The sequence below is a fragment of the Mucilaginibacter gotjawali genome, from assembly GCF_002355435.1.
In the GTDB taxonomy this organism is placed as follows: domain Bacteria; phylum Bacteroidota; class Bacteroidia; order Sphingobacteriales; family Sphingobacteriaceae; genus Mucilaginibacter; species Mucilaginibacter gotjawali.
Window position 1 is genome coordinate 510,122 of record NZ_AP017313.1, and the last position, 16,271, is coordinate 526,392.

Consider the following 16,271-nt stretch of genomic DNA (forward strand, 5'->3'; position numbering starts at 1 on the left):
GACTGATTTATTCTATCGCTGCCGCGAGTTTAGCGCAGCGTAACTCGTGGTAAAGCATGGCGTAAGCTTTCAGCTTACGCATTAAACCATCAATATAATATCAATCAACCCCTTTCCTCCGGCATAGTCACGGGCGCTGCTGTAAAGGTAATGTTCAGGCTCATCCACCCAACCTGCCACTATGGGGTTATAATGGATGTAATCCAGCTTTTGATCCATTACCTCGCTGCTCCATAACTCAATCGGGTGGCTTTCATTCTGTTGCCAGAATTGGTATTGTTCATTATTGGGGTTTTGTTTACCCTATCGCTGCCGCGAGTTTAGCGCAGCGTAACTCGTGGTAAGGCATGTTGTAAGCTTTCAGCTTACACATTAAACCATTAATATAATATCAATCAACCCCTTCCCTCCGGCATAATCACGGGCGCTGCTATAAAGGTAATGTTCCGGTTCATCTACCCAACCTGCGACTACCGGATTATAATGGATATAATCCAGTTTTTGATCCATTACTTCGCTGCTCCATAGCTCAATAGGATGGCTTTCATCCTGTTGCCAGAATTGATATTGTTCATTATTAGGGTTTTGTTTGCCTTCCCGTTCAAAAAACCACAACATCCATTCACGCCTGCTTTCCAGCACATTTTCGCTGATCGCTTTTGTTAATGCTTTTGAGGTATGCCTTTTAATATCCCTTAAAATACTGCCCATAGGTTTATCTTTTGTGCCGATGATCAGGTGCACATGATTACTCATTATCACCCAGGCATACAACTGCAATCCCTTCTTTTCGATGCAAAATTTAAGGCTTTCAACCAGTATGTCTTTGTATTCGCGCCGCGTAAATACATCAATCCATCGCACTACGGTAAAGGTTACAAAATAGGGGCGTTCCTGGTCGTCGAATTTGTAATTTCTGCTCATAAGGTTTATTTGCTTAGATGGGTAAAATAGTAAGATTTGGTTAAAGTTGAAAGTTTTTATCAACGTTATATTGAAGGGTTTAGTGAAAGCTGAAAGCTTTCCCAATGCTATACCACGAGTTACGCTGCGCTAAACTCGCGGCAGCGAAGGGGTCATTCCCTTTTTTATTTCTATCGCGGCAGCAGATAAAAACGACCGATTTATTATCTAATTTTAGCCGGGCTAATTTATTTTATGATGAAACCAGTTTTACGAAAGATCGGCTTCTGGATCGGTATATTTTTGCAAACATTAATTATTGCGGGGATATTTTTGATTGGATGGGGCATGAGCTTTACGGCTATCGACCTTAATAAAGCTGCAAAAACTACCGGTACTATCGTCTCTGCCCGGCCCGAACAAAGCAGGCAGTCAAAAACAGTATCAGGATTTAAGCCATTGATTATTCGCCTGGATAACGACGGGACTGGCTACTGGCTCTACCGGGCATCACAAAACTATTCGGGTATCATAGCTGCTTTACCATTAGGCAGCCGGGTTACTATTTATCGCAGCAACGTGCCCGATGCCGACGGTTACACCGCCTACCAGGTAAACAACAGCCAGGGCATTATCTATTCCATATCCGAATACGAAGACAAGGAAAAGCTGGCCGGCAGGTTTATAGCATTGCCAGGCGCTTTCATTTTATTGGGTGCTGTTATTTTTCAAATACGTAAACGTTATAAACCATCGCGGCAGCAAAGCTAAATCGTATTTTGTACGCATTAATTTTGTCTTCCCTATATTCGCCAACTAATTAAAATTAATGGTAACAATCAGGAAATGTAATGCTGATGATATTCCCCTGGTGCTTGATCTCGCCATCAAATCATACCGCGAAACCTATGAATATTTATGGGATGACCGGGGCGATGCGTATGTAAGCAGGTTTTATTCGAAGGAAATACTGGAGCGTGAAATCGCGATGCAGGGTGTGAGCTATTTTTTAGTTTACACAGATGGCGGGGCGGCCGGTTATTTTAAAACTACAGAAAATACGCTGGCCCCGGGCGAAAATAAAGACAGCCTGGAAATTGACAAAATTTATTTTTTAAGCCAATTTAAACGAAAGGGAATTGGCAAACAGGTGATGCTGTTTATTGAGAATTTAGCCCGGGTACAACATAAAACCCAGCTATGGCTTAAGGTGATGGACAGTAGCACAGCCATACCATTTTACCGGGCCCATGGCTTTACACCAGTAAAAAGCACCCGGCTTGATTACCCCCACATGAAAGATGAGTTTAGGGTAATATTAACGTTTACCAGGCGTTTAAATGTGCTATCGTCGCCATAAACCCATCAGCGTCATCAATCCCCATTAATATTGAGTCAAACTCCTTACCTGAGCCGTACAGTTTTTCAACCATAACCGGTTGTTTAAAGGTGATGAGGAGGTTGCAATTGCTTTTGATGGCGCCGCCTTTATAGCAGGTATCAGTTGCATGATTATCAAATGTGATTTTTTTTATGGTACTGATATTGCCTGTATTGGTGGTAGCCCGCCAGCGTAAACCGGTTCGCAATATCAATTTATCACCGTTTACCAATACCTTGCGTTTAAGGATGGCTGACAGATCGGCAATTAAAAATATGATGCTGTATAAGGTGAGCAGGGTAAGTATGTTAGCAGCGACGTGGCTCCATTTCTGCAGCGCAAGGTGTACTGCTATCATTTCAACCGTAACTGCTACCAATATAATGCACCAGATGGCTATGTAGCCGCTTTCTTTGTGCGTACTGAAAGTTATACTATTATTTATGCAAGATTTCTCTTTTTTCCAGCATAACAGCCCGTACCGTAACATGGCCATTTCAGATGCCAGTACTTTAACCGGCACGGAATCGCCCAAAACAGCAGCCATTGCAGTGCGCAAGTTATAAATCGGGTCGGCAAATAATAATTCCTCGCTTTTATAGGCTGCCCTTATCTTATTAAACTTCGTAATACAATAAATAATAAAAAGCAGTTCAATTACCGAGGTAAGTTTGCGTACCTGCAAAATGTAATCGCGCTGGTGTTGCGGCAGCAATACATACCCGGCCAAACAACACAGGCTAATGACCAATACCATACTGCGCGGCCTTGTTTTTAGCCTGCGTACAATGATAAAATAATAGGCAGCCGGAAAGGTTACCAGGAAATCGGCCATCAGGCCGTCAGCTATTTTATCTTTTGCCTGTGCGGGTACAAAATGCAGCATAAATGCACCGCCTATAAAAATGGCAAAAGCAATGGCAGTTATCAGGGCAATGGATCGGGTTTTATCAATAGCTGTGGCAGTCATGTTGAGGTTTTTGTAAAGATAAGGAGTATTGGGCGAAGTCCACTTATTAGAAACACATGGTAACACTTGTTTCTAATGTTTCCAAAATGTTTCTAAACATTTACTTATCAAGCGCCTTTATCGCCTCATCGTACTGGTACAGCAAACCCGCCGCACGGTCAACTGCCCAGCCTTTGTAATTATCGCGGATCAGGATAAGGGTTGTGCGAACATTTTCAGGCTTGCGCGATTCGGGACTGAAGATCACTTTGGCCACTTCATCTTCTATCTTCGCTACTTTTTCCTGGTCGGCATAAATATGGGTAAGCATATAAATGGTTTTGATATCCACTTTTGAGGCGATATTATGGCTTTTGGCAACTTCCCAGGCGGCATCATCAAAATAACGGTACAATATACCCTGTGGTGCAATATAGTTGAGGTGGAACTCGCCATTGGCCACGATCTTCTTTTGCATTTCGGGACTTGCCAGCGCCGAGTCGATCGACTTTAAAACTTTTAATTGATAAGCATATTGCTCTGCTTCATGTTTACGGTTAGTGATCATTTCGTTACGAATGTTGCTGATCAACTCGTTAGTGTCTTTTTGATCGTGCAGGTAATTGATATACTCGGTGAGGATCAGCGCAAGCAAAACACTAAAGATGATCAGTAATGATTCGCCCGCATATTCTTTCCATCCCCTTAATACATAAACTTCGGGAATAGGTTCAATAGCTGGCTTTGGTTCTCTGATACTATTTTCTGCAGGTAATTCTTCTTCCATTGAAATGCGTTTATGTTAAAGTAAAGATATAAAATACTGGAAATAAGCAAACATGCACAACTATTTTAGGTTGTAACGTTAACATTTTCCATTAGCAAACGTCAAAGTATAGTTATATCTTTCGGTTGTTTTTATTGTCCTGATGAACGAAGCATATTATATTTTGGTTGACGGTGAGCAAACCGGGCCGTATACATTTAATGAGTTAATTGAAAAGGAACTGGAACTGCATACCCGTATCATGGCGCCATCGGCAGATACCTGGCAGGATGCCTGTGATGTGCCCGAGCTCTATGAGTATTTCAGGGAACAGGGGTACCATTTCCCTACGGAAGATAACCTGGCCTCGTACTGGTGGCGATTACTGGCTTTTTTGATTGACAGTTTTTTGTTATCCTTTGTGGTGAGTTTCAGCATTCCTATTCTTAACTCAAAGGGAGTTACCCACATTAACCTTACCGACTTTGATCCTTCCAAAATATCTATACATGATGCCACCATTATTCAGGCGATCTTCTACATCCTTTTATTGTTTTATAACGCGATAGGCGAGGCCTCGGTTATAAAAGGCACCCTGGGTAAACGAATTTGCGGCCTTGCGGTGGTCGACCAGGATGGCGACGGCATTAGTTTGCCAGTGGCATTGTTCCGCAGCCTGGGTAAAATACTTTCTATCTATTTATGGGGCCTTGGTACGTTCAGTATTTTTTGGACAGAGGGTAAACAAGGGCTGCACGATTTCCTGGCAAAAACCTACGTGGTAAGGAAGAACGTTTGATGAGTTGCCAGCCTGCCTGCCGAAGGTAGGTTTCCGCTTGGCAGGTTAGCTGAAACCAAGGTTACTATTGCTTATTGAAAGCATGTATCGACATGCCGACAATTTTCCAATCGCCGTTTATTTTCTCCAGCATCTTAAATTCAATGCTATAGGTCTTTTTGCCCTCTTTGGAAACGGATTCTTCCTCATGGCTAAGCCACGCACTATTGCCCATAACGGATATTTTATAATTGGAGTTGGTAAAAGTACCGCCGCCGCCCATCATGCTTGCAGGCGGATTGATCATGATGGCAGGTGGAACCTCGATTATTTTTCCGTCTGTCGTCGAAATCACTATCCGGCTGTAAGGTTGTATTTTCCAGCACTCGGCATGGCCCTTAACATCGCCGTTGCGGAAGGTGGTTGATTCTTTTTCTAGTAACTGTTTTATCGCGGTTGTGTCCGGGATGGATTGGGAATAGCCGGTTAAGGCGATGAGAAGGCCAATGACGGTGAAGACTGTTAGTTTCATTTGGTTGGTTTGATTGTTGGGTTAAGATTTGAGACTTCAGCGTAAATATAATGATATGTTTCACTTTATTGTCAAACCCGGCAGTCCAAGCAGTGAAATCGTTTTTAAAATAGGGGGGGCTCCGCTGGAGCCATTAAATCACAAGTGTATGTGCTATAAACAGGTAGTTCCGCTGGAACTATTGCAATGTTCTGCCTATGACTCCGTAGGAGTAGCCTGTTTATAGCTTAAATAGATCTGCTGATGGCTCCGTAGGTGCCTACTGTTAGCTATTAGTTTTTAAAAGCGATTTTCCTGGTAGTCCAAGCGGGATACAGGTTTTCTTATTTCGCCAAATTATTCTAATATTAGCGTTGCGTTCAAATCAGTCGCCATGAACAAAGAAACAGCCAGATATATCATTATTCGTTTCCCGAATCTGCTTACCGCTGACGAAAGAATGGCCATAAGAAACTCAATGTCGTTGCAGAAATTAGGCGACAAAGACAGAAGAAGCAGCCCTCATGCGGAATTTATGTGGAAAAGAGGCTTGCTGACAGATAATCCGGTAGTTCTTGATTTACTTAAGTACGGCTATGATGCGTTTGAACTGCGCGCTTGCGAACGAATTATGGCGGAATGCCCGGAAAAAGTATTTTTTAATTATTGCCCACAATGTAAACGGCTTGCGCGTACACCTTATGCCCGCCAATGCCGGTATTGTGGTCACGATTGGCACGAAATAATCGCTGGAAAGTTTATGTTATACTCGTCTGTTTCAATAACAAGGAGGGGATTTTTTATATTGGGGGAGATTACCGAAGGAGACGCGAGAACAGGCCAGTTTTTAGATTTGACTATGCTAGGCCTGGTCAGGAAACCTAAAATCAATTCCATTGAATACGCAATAAAAGATGCCGCGGGTCAGCCAACGTCATATATCGGATTCGGGACCGATGAACTGGACGAGGAAGAAATGAATTATATTAGGGAACAAGGCTCTTTTGGAACCCCCCTTGACATTTTGAAAGAACGTTAATAGGTAATATCCAGAATGTTTAGGACTTTGAAACTCATATCCCTGCAACATAAATCAAAGATTAAACATCACCTTCAGCAAAATAATCCTACCCGGCAATGTATACGAGCTGGCGGTAAAGGTATTTGCCGATAAATTGAGATACCTGTAATTTTTAACATTCAAAAAGTTTACCGCGCTCAACTCCACATCGGTTTTAAGTTTTTTGAGCCTGAATTTCATCGAGGCATCTGCAAAAAAATACTTCAGGTCGGGGTTACCCTGCTGGCGGGTAAAGTAATGCTCGCCGGATAGCTTGAACTGCATATCGTCCGAAGGGATATAATTAACCTCGGCCTGCTGCAGCAACTGGTTGATGTGAAAGGCCGATGCTTCCACGGCCGAATGACTGTCGGTTTGTGTAAGGGTGGCCTTATAGCTAAAATTTACCTGGTCGTTCACTTTGGTATTGGCACTTAAATTGGCAGCCTCGGTAGTGGTGTTGAACGGCAGCAGCACATTGTTTTGCAGCTGCACCGAGCTGTTGTTTTGCCATTGCAGCCCGCCGCTAAAAGTGGTTTTTAGCGCAAAGGAATACTTGCTCAGGTTGCCGCTCACCGTCCACGAATTGGTGCTGTTAGGGTAGGGCAGTACCACGCGCTGCTGTAGTGTATTGGTGATCACTTCTGAAGCGATATTATTGGAAGCCGTGTGGTTATAAAGCACATTAATGCCGGCAAAAAACAGGGTAAGCGCCTTACGGTAGTTAAAGCCGGCTGCGGCCGTCTGGTTGCCGCTTTCGGTCAGGCCGGCGTTGTTGGCCAAAAGCGTACGATAATCCGTGAGGATATAGCCGCGGTACAGATCTTCTATGGTACCCGTTTGGTTGCGGTAATTGTAGCCGAATGTGAGGTAATTCTCCAGGCTGGTTTGGTATTTTATCCTTAACTGCGGATTAAAATACAAACGGCTTAAATGCTTATTCAACGCATACAGGTTGTCGGAATAATCGATCTGCTGCAGGCTTACCGGCAAGGTCAGGTTGGCTTTAAGGATAGTGCCCGGCAGGTCGTATGCCGCTTCGGCATACAGCTTTTTCCGGGTCCAGTTCAAATGGTTTAGGGCACTGTCTGACGCAGGGCTGATACTGTTATTATTTTGCAGAACACCAAGATTGGAGGTTAAGGTTTGCGATTGTATGCTAACCCCCGTTCGGTAACTTTGGGTAATAACGCTTGCCGGGATCTTAAACGAGAGGTAATTATTGGTATACCAGGCGGGCACATTCACATTTTGCAGCAATTGGTTATAGGGTATGCTTTTATTAAATACGGTGTCGTTATAGTTTGGCCCTATAGTCCTTTTTTCAGGCTCGGCCGAATGACTGATATACGAATAGACCTGGATGATGTTATTCGATCTCAGCGATTTAATGAGGTTAAATTCGTTCGAAAAATTCAATGCATTATCCGTAAAAACCTGGTTCACCACAGTGCCGTTGGCCTGCCTGCCGGACAGGCCGGTATTCAGCGTTGAATAACTGACCGACCGGTTATTATCCATCAGCAGCGCATCATTCAGGTAATATTTATCCCGGTTAACATTCAGCGTAAATTGGGTATGCAGGATATTGGGGCCGAAACGGTTGTGTTGCGTTTCGTTATAGCGAACCGTGTCGCCCGGCAAAAAAATGGTGTTCAGCTGGCTGTAATCCTGCTTTTGGGTATCATGCAAATACCATGCATTGATCTTTAGCTGGACATTATTTTTTAGGTTGATCAAATTATTAAGGTTGATAAGTCCTGATTGATCAAATAAATACCTGTCGCGTGACAAAGCGGGCGCATGCACCGCGCCAAGGGAAAGCACCGTTGCCGGTACGTCGTTATCGATGCGTTGGGAATTATCGGAAAAGTTATGCGCCAACAGCTCCTGCTGCAGGTCATCCCCGGTATTGTTGCCTTTAATGTAATTAATGGCTTTGTATTTATCCTTAAACATCATAGCATTCAAATTCACATCGTAATTACCGGGCAAGCCTGCGCCTATGCTTTCCTGGCCTACCAATTGCAGTTTGGCCCCTTTCTTTATGGTCAGGTTTAGCGCCACATCATCACTCATCACTTTATTTTGCAGCACTTTAACCGGCTGGTCATTTTGAATTACCTGCACCTTTTCAACCACGCCCTGCGGGATAGTATTGGTAGCAATATTGTATTTATCATCCAGCAGGTTGTCGCCGCCGATATACAGGTTGGTGATGGGCTTGTTATTATAGAGGATGGTGCCGTCCGTTGCTACCGTTATGCCCGGCAGTTTTTTGATCACATCACCTATCGTCCTGTCCTGCGCGGAGGCAAAATCCGACACTTTATAGTTGATGGTATCCCCGTTTATTTTCAGTACCGGCCTGCTGCTTTTCACCACAACCGACTGTAACTGGTTAACCGAGGCCTGCAGCACGAAGTCGACGGGAGCTGTGCCGTTAACAGCCTGCGCCACGCGCCTATAACCTATACAGCGTACTTCTACCAGCAGGCTATCCGGTTTTTCGGCGGAGGGCAACATCAAATTGTACAAGCCTTTGCCATCTGTTATAGTGTAAGCAACAATGGTATTGCTTGTCTTTTTTTTCAGGCTGACGGTGGCAAACGGCACGGCTTTTCCGGCACTGTCTTTAACCGTCCCGTGGATCTTGTCCTGGGCAAAACAAAAGGCAGCACACAGCATGCTGCATAGCAGCAATATAAAAGTTCGCATAATACACATCGTTACTTTTCGCTCAGTTCAACCGGGTTATTGATCACCGGCTGCGGCCCTATCTTGATCTTGATTTGCGGCCTGGGCCCGTTTCCCGGCCCATTCATACCAGAGGATGCCATCATTGCCTGTACAAAAGCATCCGGATCCTTGCGCATGGCATCCTGCAATTTGGTAAATTCTTTATCCGTGGTATTGATAGAACGCGTAGGAAGTTGGATAATAGCCGGATCAGTGTCAGCATCATCTCCTCCTATCATGATCATTCTATGCCCATCGCCGGGCTGCGCATCACTGGCAACTACAAAAGGTTGGGGCGGAGCTACTTTCTCGATGCCGCCAAACTTAAAAACCACTTCTTTTTTGGCGTCGTATGCCTCCAGGATCACGCCGGGCAGGCCATTCAACTTCCATGGCCCGGCATGAAAAGGCATCTCCGCGCAAAACCATGCGGTGTAATCCCTGCCCTTAAAATGCGCAGTCGCTTTCTGGCAATGCATGCCGCCAAAGCTGGCGGTATCGCTGCTTATTTTCCAGTCGATAACAGGTAAGGCGTCTTCAATCAGGTAACTGTTGATGACGAGCGACTCCTTTCTATACAATTTTTGCTGCGCCGGGAATTGAAAATATTGAAGAGGCGAACCTGTGTTTTGCCTGTTTATTTTAATGTTGCCATCGGGCGAGTTAGCCATTGCTTCTTTCACCTGTTTTTTGAACAGGGCATCCTGCAGCTGTTTATCATAACTTTTGTACACACTGGAACTTTTGCCCAGGAACAGCGCCATGTTTTCGGTATACGGATTTGCCCGGTTAGTGGTATCCCTTAAATGCGAAAACTTGTAGTGGACCATGTACGCGGCGGTGTCGGGCTTTTGCGCCCTGGCAACCTGTAATGTTGCTGCCAATAACGCGCATATTGTAAGATATCTTTTCATAATTATTTCTTTTCAGGTAATTCTATCGGGTTGTTAATTACGGGGCCACGGGGGCCAGGGCCTTTCATTACCCTGATATTATCCATTTTTTCCCCGCCACCCCGGGCACTCGCGTTATTGCCGGCATTAACGGCTTGTGCAAATGCTTCGGGGTCTTTCTCCATAGTCGCCTTCAATTTATCAAATTCTTTTTGTGTGGTTTTTATGGTACGGGGCGGCATCCCTATCAAATTCATGTCATCATCCAAATCACGCAATATCGGGGGCTGATCAGCAGGGGCAGGCTCGGTTTTTGCTGGCGCAGGGACTGCTTTTTCTACCCCGTCGAATTTAAATACCACTTCGTTTTTTGCATCATGGGCATCTACGATCACACCGGGTAGCCCGTTTAATTTCCAGGGGCCAATATGCACCGGCAGGTCGGGGCAAAACCATGCGGTATAATCCCGGCCTTTAAAATGGCAGCTGGCTTTCTGGCAATGCAAGCCGCCGAATGTTGCCGTGTCACTACTGATTTTCCAATCGATAGCCGGCATCGGGCCGTCGATCAGGTAGCTGTTGAACAGCTGATCTTTCGTGTATAATTTTTGTTCGTTCGGGTACTGGTAATATTCTACCGGTGTACCTACGCCCCTTCTGTTTATCCTCACATTTCCATCCGGGCTTGCTGCTGCTGCTTCGGCAAACGCTTTCTTAAATTGCGCTTTGTATACTATCCCGTCGTAACTCCTGTACGCACCAGCAATTTTGCCTGCATACAACACCATGTTTTCCGTGTACGGATGCGCCCTGTCCGTGGTGTCTCTCACATGGGTAAACTTGTAATGTACCAGCACACGCGCCGTGTCTGCTTTTTGGGCGCAAGCGGTAAAAAATGTGCCCGGTAAGATGACTGCCATCAATAATTGCTTCTTCATAAAGTGATAATTTTAAGCAATACTATATTTTCGAAATGGCGCCCTAAAAACTTTGTTACCAACAGCGGGTGGAGGCAGGTAAAGCATCGATATTTGTTATTTGCGGATGATACGGATGTCCGGAAAGGAATTTAGGGCAGGCATAATGGCGCGGATTTCAAAATTTGCCCGTTCGCCTGCTAATCCCTCCGGTTAATCACATAAATTAATGAATATGCCCAAAGGTTTCTATTTTTGAATTGATGAACAGCATAAAAAAGAGACAGTTAGCGGAGATCGCCATCCATATCCTTTTTTGGATCTCGGTTTTCTATGCCGTTAACGTAGCAACCAGCACAGCCATTACCATCAGGATCAGCCGCAATAACGCGATAATGGAGCGAAAGGAAATAGTAAGGTTTTTACCTGCCACCTATGGCACATTAGTGCTGTTGGGCATTTTATTTTATGGTAATATTTTTTGGCTGTTTAAAAAGGTCCTTTCCTTTCGCAGCAACCTTGTGCGTTTCGCCATAGCGTTATGTTGGTTTTTGTTGATTTTTGAGCTCGATAATGTTGCGATTAATTTGCTAACCCCGCGCGACCCTGTCAAAATCGGGCCTTCGCCTACCTACCGATTGGATGCTACTTTCAAGTCAAAAAGTGTTCCGTCCGGCCCGCCGGCAATACCAAAAACCGGGCATGTTGTTCCGGATGACGGGCGTCCCCATTTCATCATGGATATGGTTGACCGGTCGCAACTGATCTTATTGCTGCTATTTATAGGTATTATGGGTGTCTCCATTGCTTATTTCTTTTTAAAGGAATGGGCAAAAACCGATGTATTGCGTGTTAAACTGGAGGCTAACCAGTTGAGTACAGAAGTCAAGTTCCTGCGCTCGCAGATCAACCCGCACTTTCTGTTCAATACACTCAATAACTTGTTTTCGATGGCGCAGGCGAAGGGTAACGATGACCTTGCCGACGGGATCTCGAAACTATCGGGCATGATGCGCTACATGATTTACGACAGTAATGCCGATAGGGTGCCGCTGAATAAAGAGATTGAATACCTGGAAGATTGCATCACGCTAAACAAACTGCGTTACGCTGATGAGGAGGCAAAGGTGACGTTTGATTACCCGGCACAAACTGAGGGTATTTTGGTTGCCCCCATGCTTTTTATCTCCTTTGTGGAAAATGCCTTTAAACATGGGGTGATCATTGGTCAATCGTCCGAAATTAATATTTCCATTGCAATGGTTAACAAACAATTAGTGTTTAGCTGCCAGAATACGATTTATAATGTCAGGAAAATGGAAGACGGGAAAGGCGGGATCGGCCTTGAAAATGTAAAAAGAAGATTGGAGTTAGTTTATCCCGGAAAGTACGAATTGTACATAAAAAACGCTGACAATAGGTATATTGTCAATCTTGGAATTATTTTAGAATGATAACCTCTATAGCCATTGATGATGAGCCGAAGGCGCTTGAAGTGATTGAACGTTATTGCCGCAAAACCAGCCTGGTTACCTTGCGGGCCACTTTTCGCGAGCCGGTTAAGGCCATTGAATTCCTGAACCGGGAAAAAGTGGACGTTATATTCCTGGACATTAATATGCCGGACATCAGCGGGATACAGCTGGTACAAACCCTGTCGAGCCGGCCGATGATCATTTTTACAACCGCTTACAGCCACTACGCTGTAGAAAGTTACGATTTGAATGCCGTCGACTACTTGCTGAAACCTATCACTTTCGAACGCTTTTTAGCAGCAGTAAACAAAGCTGAGACCTTTTTGGCGATGAAAAATAAGGCAAGCTTTAAAAGTGAGGTACCGGAAACGATTTTTATAAAAAGCGGCTCGCAAACGCATCACCTTAAAATAAGCGAGATCCTTTATTTACAGAAGGACGGCAATTATATCACCATCGTTTTAAAGGATAAAAAGATCCTTATCCGCGAAAACATGACCGATATTTTTGACATTGTCCCGCAAGACGAGTTTGTTAGGGTGCATAAATCATTTGTGGTAGCCATCAGGCATATTGCCATGATAGAAGTTCACCAGTTGATGATCAATAATGAAAAGATTCCGATTGGGAGTACCTACCGGGAGCCGTTAAGGATGAGATTGGGGTTGGAATGAGGAATTAGTGGCAGTTATTAGTAGCAGTAGCAGTTTTTGCTTGTTATAAATCTAACTGATATTGCTACTTTTACACCGCCGCTAATATTTATTCGACTGCTACTGCTACTTACCCCTGCTACTAAAACAATCTGTCCTTCATCACCAGCGTACCCGCCAGCATATCATGCATACACTGCTGTGTTTTGTTAAAGAAACTGAAAATGTAGCCTAAAAAAAATGGGGCTACAGAAAATAGCTTGGCCACGTTTCGCCATAGCGACCGGCCGAAGCTGATGCGTTTGCCTTCCATATCACAAACTTTTATCCGGATAAGCTGCTTGCCGAACGTTGCCTGTTTCGCCGAGCATTCCATAACGATATGATAGATAATCTTTACCAGTGGAACGATAACTGCCAGGCTAAAGGCTACCATGATGCGCTGCGCCTGATCCTGAATAAATACCGAAACGATAAATGCAATAGGTACACACACCAGTAGAACGAAAAACCAATCCAGCGCGGACGCTGTTAGCCTTTGATCAAAACTGCCGAAATATTGGGGGATGACGGCTTCCTTTTTAAAACCAAAAAGCTCACGGAGTTCTGCAACTTCATGAGCTTGTTTATAATCGTCCATGCCTTCAGTACGTACAAAATCGGCAGGTTTTATTTTCAGGGCCTTTAACTGTTCAATGCTGTACGGTCCTTCGGGTTTACCATTGATAACGAGGAGGTAGGTATTACCTTTGTTGGAAGGTTGCAAAGTTGAAATGTTTAAAGGTTGCATAGCTCTTCAAAATTAACATTTCAACCTTACAACTTTACAACATTTTAACTTTGCTTAATACTTGTTTACTTTAAAGCCTGATACAATGCCTTTAATATGGATGTGTATCTTGTTTTTTGCAGCAGCAAACCCGGTAGTTTCATGCCTGCTGTCGCCCACGTCATTAAAGCCTTCAAAATCATTGCCTGATAAGCCTGTGTCTGTTTCAATCTCACAGGCAGCATTTTGCGGGATCAGGATCCTGACATCCGAGGCTGCATTTGATACTTCAACATTGGTCGATTCGAGCGGGTCTCCTAATTTAACAGTGAATGAACCTGCGGCGCCGTTTAATTTAAGTTCCTTTACTTTGAATTTTGAAAGGTCGAAATCAAGTTTGGCAGCTGCGGCGTCAGCGTGGATCTCCCATATTGGGTTGGTGTTTAAGCTGAAGTCGGCCCTGCTTTTATCTGAGTCAAAGTTAGCGCCATTGCGGTCTTTCATATGAAAATTAACCACGTAAACAGAGTCTTCATCCTTTGAGCTGGTAAGTATGTAACGGTTTGAATTATCGCGGGTAGCGGCGCTGAACAACTGATCAGTAGTGCCCGATAAATAATAGCTTGTTGCGCCACCACTTACGTTCAAACGGGCAACTTTAATCCTGGCATTATAAGGTTCGTTAAATACCCCGTTAACCGCCGGTTTAACATCACCTTTGTCGTTATCGTCGTTATTATCATCTGAGTTGTTGTCATCGTTGTCGTCGTTATTGTTCCAGTTGATATGACTGCCAGGCCAAAAACTATAGCGGTCGCCAAAGTTGCCGAACAATACCAGCCCGAAGCCAAACACCACCACCGAAATTTTCAGGACGGATGCCCAGGGCGATTTGTTATGTGCGAACAGGAGGTTTATACCCCCGATAACCAGGAATATTGGCCACAGGCGGAAGATATTCCACCAATGAAAGTGCAGGTAACCGTAATTGGCCAGCAGGATGGCTGCCCCTATAAGCACCAGGATTACACCCGGGATCAGTTTATCGTTCTTCATGATCTTTAATTTTAATTGGCTATCAGTTTTATTTATTCAGCAGCTGCAGTATTTTCAGTTGCGGGCGGAATGTCGTTAGTATTATCCGGGTCTTTTTTGGCGGGCTGTTCCTCTGCAGTATTTCCCCACACTTGCCGGGTTTGACCGCTTGCAATCAGCGCCAGGCCTATTACAACAAATACAACGGGCCATAATCTTTCAAAATCAAAATCGGGTATCAGGTCGTAATTGTCAATCAAAATACCGGCCCCTATCATAATAAGCACTACCCCTACAATAATGCCCGCGTTTGACCTTTGTTTTGGCGGCATATTGGTCACCGGGTCGGTTTTATACTGGCTGCCGGCAAAAGGGTTGCTTTGCTCATACGGCGGGGTAAAAGTTGAGCCGGGCTGTTGTGGCGGAACGGTATAATCAACACCCTGGCTGCCAAATCCGTTATACGGATATCCTTTTTTTGGAAGCACTATCCACAGTACAATGTAAGGGATAAAGCCTACGCCGCCCGCAAAAAAGGCGAACGCAAAAATCAGGCGGACAATGGTAGGATCCATTTCGAAGTACTCTGCCAGTCCTGCGCAAACGCCACCTATTACCTTGTGGTATTCGTCGCGATATAGTTTTTTGTTCATTTTATTATTATTTTTTAGTGTTGATCTTATATTTGGCCAAAGGCCGGTTTAATTATTATTTCATCTACATTGGCGCCAGGACTCATTTTATAAGCATTAACAATAGCCGAGGCGATATCTTCTGGCAGTACCATTTTATCTTTATCTACCTGCATACCATCCCATGATGCGGTAAGTGTTGAGCCCGGGATAACTGCGGTAACCTTTACACCATATGGCTGCATCTCCAAACGCATTACTTTGCTGAGACCGAGCAGCGCGTATTTTGTTACACTGTAGGTACCAGCCTCAGCAATAGGGGTTAGTGACGCTACCGAACAGATGGTGAAGATATGCCCGCTGCGTGCCGTCATAAGTTTTTTACCGAAATAGCGGTAAAGCTCATAAGCCGGCGCCAGGTTGGTATTTACCTGTTTGGTAAAAGCGTCTTCCGTATCATCCAGTATGCTGGAGTAAGTATACATTCCAACATTGTTTACTATAATACTTATGGTGCCCAACTCAACTTCTGCTTCAAGCGCAAATGCTTTCACCTGTTCTTTTATGCTGCAATCGGTTACCGAAGTAAATATTTTTATTTTAGGGTTGAGGGCAGTTAATTCGGCTTTAACGGCCGCGAGTTCATCGCTGTTCCTGGAGCAGATGGCAAGGTTGATGCCTTCATTAGCAAAAGCTATTGCTATTGCTTTTCCCATTCCTTTTGTTGCTGCGGTGATAATTGCGTTTTTCATTTTGTTACTCTGTAAAGTTTAAATGTTAAAGTTAGCACTGTAACGATACATCCATCAA

The 16,271-nt window shown here is 44.3% G+C and carries 18 protein-coding genes; 6 read left to right on the top strand and 12 right to left on the bottom strand.

The window, feature by feature from the left end:
- Positions 1–81 precede the first annotated feature (81 nt).
- Complete coding sequence (locus MgSA37_RS28040; RefSeq protein WP_157750387.1) at positions 82–219, bottom strand: hypothetical protein; 138 nt, start codon at positions 217–219, stop codon at positions 82–84.
- Between the two features lie 153 nt (positions 220–372).
- Positions 373–924, bottom strand: coding sequence for an REP-associated tyrosine transposase (locus MgSA37_RS02315; protein ID WP_096349661.1), 552 nt, complete (start codon positions 922–924; stop codon positions 373–375).
- A 234-nt stretch (positions 925–1,158) separates the two neighbouring features.
- On the opposite strand from MgSA37_RS02315, the gene MgSA37_RS02320 reads away from it, so the two are divergent.
- On the top strand, positions 1,159–1,674 hold the full coding sequence (locus MgSA37_RS02320) for a hypothetical protein (protein WP_157750388.1): 516 nt from the start codon (positions 1,159–1,161) through the stop codon (positions 1,672–1,674).
- 58 nt (positions 1,675–1,732) lie between these two features.
- A complete protein-coding gene (locus tag MgSA37_RS02325; protein ID WP_096349663.1) occupies positions 1,733–2,263 on the top strand; it encodes a GNAT family N-acetyltransferase in 531 nt (176 codons plus the stop codon).
- Here the strand turns inward: MgSA37_RS02325 and MgSA37_RS02330 are convergent.
- A complete protein-coding gene (locus tag MgSA37_RS02330; RefSeq protein ID WP_096349664.1) occupies positions 2,229–3,254 on the bottom strand; it encodes a hypothetical protein in 1,026 nt (341 codons plus the stop codon). The genes MgSA37_RS02325 and MgSA37_RS02330 overlap by 35 nt on opposite strands.
- A 100-nt stretch (positions 3,255–3,354) precedes the next feature.
- Positions 3,355–4,020 carry a hypothetical protein gene (locus tag MgSA37_RS02335; RefSeq protein WP_096349665.1) on the bottom strand — a complete coding sequence of 222 codons (666 nt, stop codon included), beginning with the start codon at positions 4,018–4,020 and terminating at the stop codon, positions 3,355–3,357.
- A 142-nt stretch (positions 4,021–4,162) separates the two neighbouring features.
- Between MgSA37_RS02335 and MgSA37_RS02340 the strand changes: the two genes are divergently transcribed.
- Entirely contained in the window at positions 4,163–4,798 is a 636-nt protein-coding gene (locus tag MgSA37_RS02340) for an RDD family protein (RefSeq protein WP_096349666.1), read from the top strand.
- A gap of 64 nt (positions 4,799–4,862) precedes the next feature.
- Here the strand turns inward: MgSA37_RS02340 and MgSA37_RS02345 are convergent, their stop codons facing one another.
- Positions 4,863–5,309 (bottom strand): endo-arabinase, encoded by a 447-nt coding sequence (locus MgSA37_RS02345; RefSeq protein WP_096349667.1) that lies wholly within the window; start codon positions 5,307–5,309, stop codon positions 4,863–4,865.
- A 373-nt stretch (positions 5,310–5,682) separates the two neighbouring features.
- Between MgSA37_RS02345 and MgSA37_RS28685 the strand changes: the two genes are divergently transcribed.
- Positions 5,683–6,327: a hypothetical protein gene (locus MgSA37_RS28685; protein ID WP_183476245.1), complete on the top strand. Its 645-nt coding sequence runs from the start codon at positions 5,683–5,685 to the stop codon at positions 6,325–6,327.
- Positions 6,328–6,381: 54 nt separating this feature from the next.
- Here the strand turns inward: MgSA37_RS28685 and MgSA37_RS02355 are convergent, their stop codons facing one another.
- The 3 genes from MgSA37_RS02355 to MgSA37_RS02365 are packed head-to-tail and all read right to left on the bottom strand — an operon-like array spanning position 6,382 to position 10,918.
- Positions 6,382–9,066, bottom strand: coding sequence for a carboxypeptidase-like regulatory domain-containing protein (locus tag MgSA37_RS02355; protein ID WP_157750389.1), 2,685 nt, complete (start codon positions 9,064–9,066; stop codon positions 6,382–6,384).
- An 11-nt stretch (positions 9,067–9,077) separates the two neighbouring features.
- Complete coding sequence (locus MgSA37_RS02360) at positions 9,078–10,001, bottom strand: GLPGLI family protein (protein ID WP_096349669.1); 924 nt, start codon at positions 9,999–10,001, stop codon at positions 9,078–9,080.
- 2 nt (positions 10,002–10,003) lie between these two features.
- Positions 10,004–10,918 (bottom strand): GLPGLI family protein, encoded by a 915-nt coding sequence (locus MgSA37_RS02365; RefSeq protein WP_096349670.1) that lies wholly within the window; start codon positions 10,916–10,918, stop codon positions 10,004–10,006.
- Between the two features lie 242 nt (positions 10,919–11,160).
- Between MgSA37_RS02365 and MgSA37_RS02370 the strand changes: the two genes are divergently transcribed.
- Together MgSA37_RS02370 and MgSA37_RS02375 are read left to right on the top strand one after the other, a co-directional pair.
- Positions 11,161–12,351, top strand: coding sequence for a sensor histidine kinase (locus MgSA37_RS02370; RefSeq protein ID WP_096349671.1), 1,191 nt, complete (start codon positions 11,161–11,163; stop codon positions 12,349–12,351).
- Entirely contained in the window at positions 12,348–13,046 is a 699-nt protein-coding gene (locus MgSA37_RS02375) for a LytR/AlgR family response regulator transcription factor (protein WP_096349672.1), read from the top strand. Before MgSA37_RS02370 ends, MgSA37_RS02375 begins: the two co-directional genes overlap by 4 nt.
- Positions 13,047–13,167: 121 nt before the next feature.
- Here the strand turns inward: MgSA37_RS02375 and MgSA37_RS02380 are convergent, their stop codons facing one another.
- The 4 genes from MgSA37_RS02380 to MgSA37_RS02395 form a co-directional block, all read right to left on the bottom strand.
- Positions 13,168–13,791 carry an RDD family protein gene (locus tag MgSA37_RS02380; protein WP_232010770.1) on the bottom strand — a complete coding sequence of 208 codons (624 nt, stop codon included), beginning with the start codon at positions 13,789–13,791 and terminating at the stop codon, positions 13,168–13,170.
- A gap of 78 nt (positions 13,792–13,869) precedes the next feature.
- Positions 13,870–14,850, bottom strand: coding sequence for a LiaI-LiaF-like domain-containing protein (locus tag MgSA37_RS02385; RefSeq protein ID WP_096349674.1), 981 nt, complete (start codon positions 14,848–14,850; stop codon positions 13,870–13,872).
- A gap of 32 nt (positions 14,851–14,882) precedes the next feature.
- Positions 14,883–15,482: a PspC domain-containing protein gene (locus MgSA37_RS02390; RefSeq protein WP_096349675.1), complete on the bottom strand. Its 600-nt coding sequence runs from the start codon at positions 15,480–15,482 to the stop codon at positions 14,883–14,885.
- A gap of 26 nt (positions 15,483–15,508) precedes the next feature.
- Positions 15,509–16,213, bottom strand: a complete 705-nt coding sequence (locus tag MgSA37_RS02395; RefSeq protein ID WP_096349676.1) for an SDR family oxidoreductase — start codon at positions 16,211–16,213, stop codon at positions 15,509–15,511.
- Positions 16,214–16,271 lie beyond the last annotated feature (58 nt).

What these genes read in the sequence shown, in the direction of transcription:
- MgSA37_RS02370 (WP_096349671.1), top strand. Translation starts at nt 11,161, where the DNA reads ATGAACAGCATAAAAAAGAGACAGTTAGCGGAGATCGCCATCCATATC.
- MgSA37_RS02320 (WP_157750388.1), top strand. Translation starts at nt 1,159, where the DNA reads ATGATGAAACCAGTTTTACGAAAGATCGGCTTCTGGATCGGTATATTT.
- MgSA37_RS02315 (WP_096349661.1), bottom strand. Translation starts at nt 924, where the DNA reads ATGAGCAGAAATTACAAATTCGACGACCAGGAACGCCCCTATTTTGTA.
- MgSA37_RS02385 (WP_096349674.1), bottom strand. Translation starts at nt 14,850, where the DNA reads ATGAAGAACGATAAACTGATCCCGGGTGTAATCCTGGTGCTTATAGGG.
- MgSA37_RS28685 (WP_183476245.1), top strand. Translation starts at nt 5,683, where the DNA reads ATGAACAAAGAAACAGCCAGATATATCATTATTCGTTTCCCGAATCTG.
- MgSA37_RS02390 (WP_096349675.1), bottom strand. Translation starts at nt 15,482, where the DNA reads ATGAACAAAAAACTATATCGCGACGAATACCACAAGGTAATAGGTGGC.
- MgSA37_RS02395 (WP_096349676.1), bottom strand. Translation starts at nt 16,213, where the DNA reads ATGAAAAACGCAATTATCACCGCAGCAACAAAAGGAATGGGAAAAGCA.
- MgSA37_RS02335 (WP_096349665.1), bottom strand. Translation starts at nt 4,020, where the DNA reads ATGGAAGAAGAATTACCTGCAGAAAATAGTATCAGAGAACCAAAGCCA.
- MgSA37_RS02365 (WP_096349670.1), bottom strand. Translation starts at nt 10,918, where the DNA reads ATGAAGAAGCAATTATTGATGGCAGTCATCTTACCGGGCACATTTTTT.
- MgSA37_RS02340 (WP_096349666.1), top strand. Translation starts at nt 4,163, where the DNA reads ATGAACGAAGCATATTATATTTTGGTTGACGGTGAGCAAACCGGGCCG.
- MgSA37_RS02375 (WP_096349672.1), top strand. Translation starts at nt 12,348, where the DNA reads ATGATAACCTCTATAGCCATTGATGATGAGCCGAAGGCGCTTGAAGTG.
- MgSA37_RS28040 (WP_157750387.1), bottom strand. Translation starts at nt 219, where the DNA reads ATGGATCAAAAGCTGGATTACATCCATTATAACCCCATAGTGGCAGGT.
- MgSA37_RS02360 (WP_096349669.1), bottom strand. Translation starts at nt 10,001, where the DNA reads ATGAAAAGATATCTTACAATATGCGCGTTATTGGCAGCAACATTACAG.
- MgSA37_RS02330 (WP_096349664.1), bottom strand. Translation starts at nt 3,254, where the DNA reads ATGACTGCCACAGCTATTGATAAAACCCGATCCATTGCCCTGATAACT.
- MgSA37_RS02355 (WP_157750389.1), bottom strand. Translation starts at nt 9,066, where the DNA reads ATGCGAACTTTTATATTGCTGCTATGCAGCATGCTGTGTGCTGCCTTT.
- MgSA37_RS02345 (WP_096349667.1), bottom strand. Translation starts at nt 5,309, where the DNA reads ATGAAACTAACAGTCTTCACCGTCATTGGCCTTCTCATCGCCTTAACC.
- MgSA37_RS02325 (WP_096349663.1), top strand. Translation starts at nt 1,733, where the DNA reads ATGGTAACAATCAGGAAATGTAATGCTGATGATATTCCCCTGGTGCTT.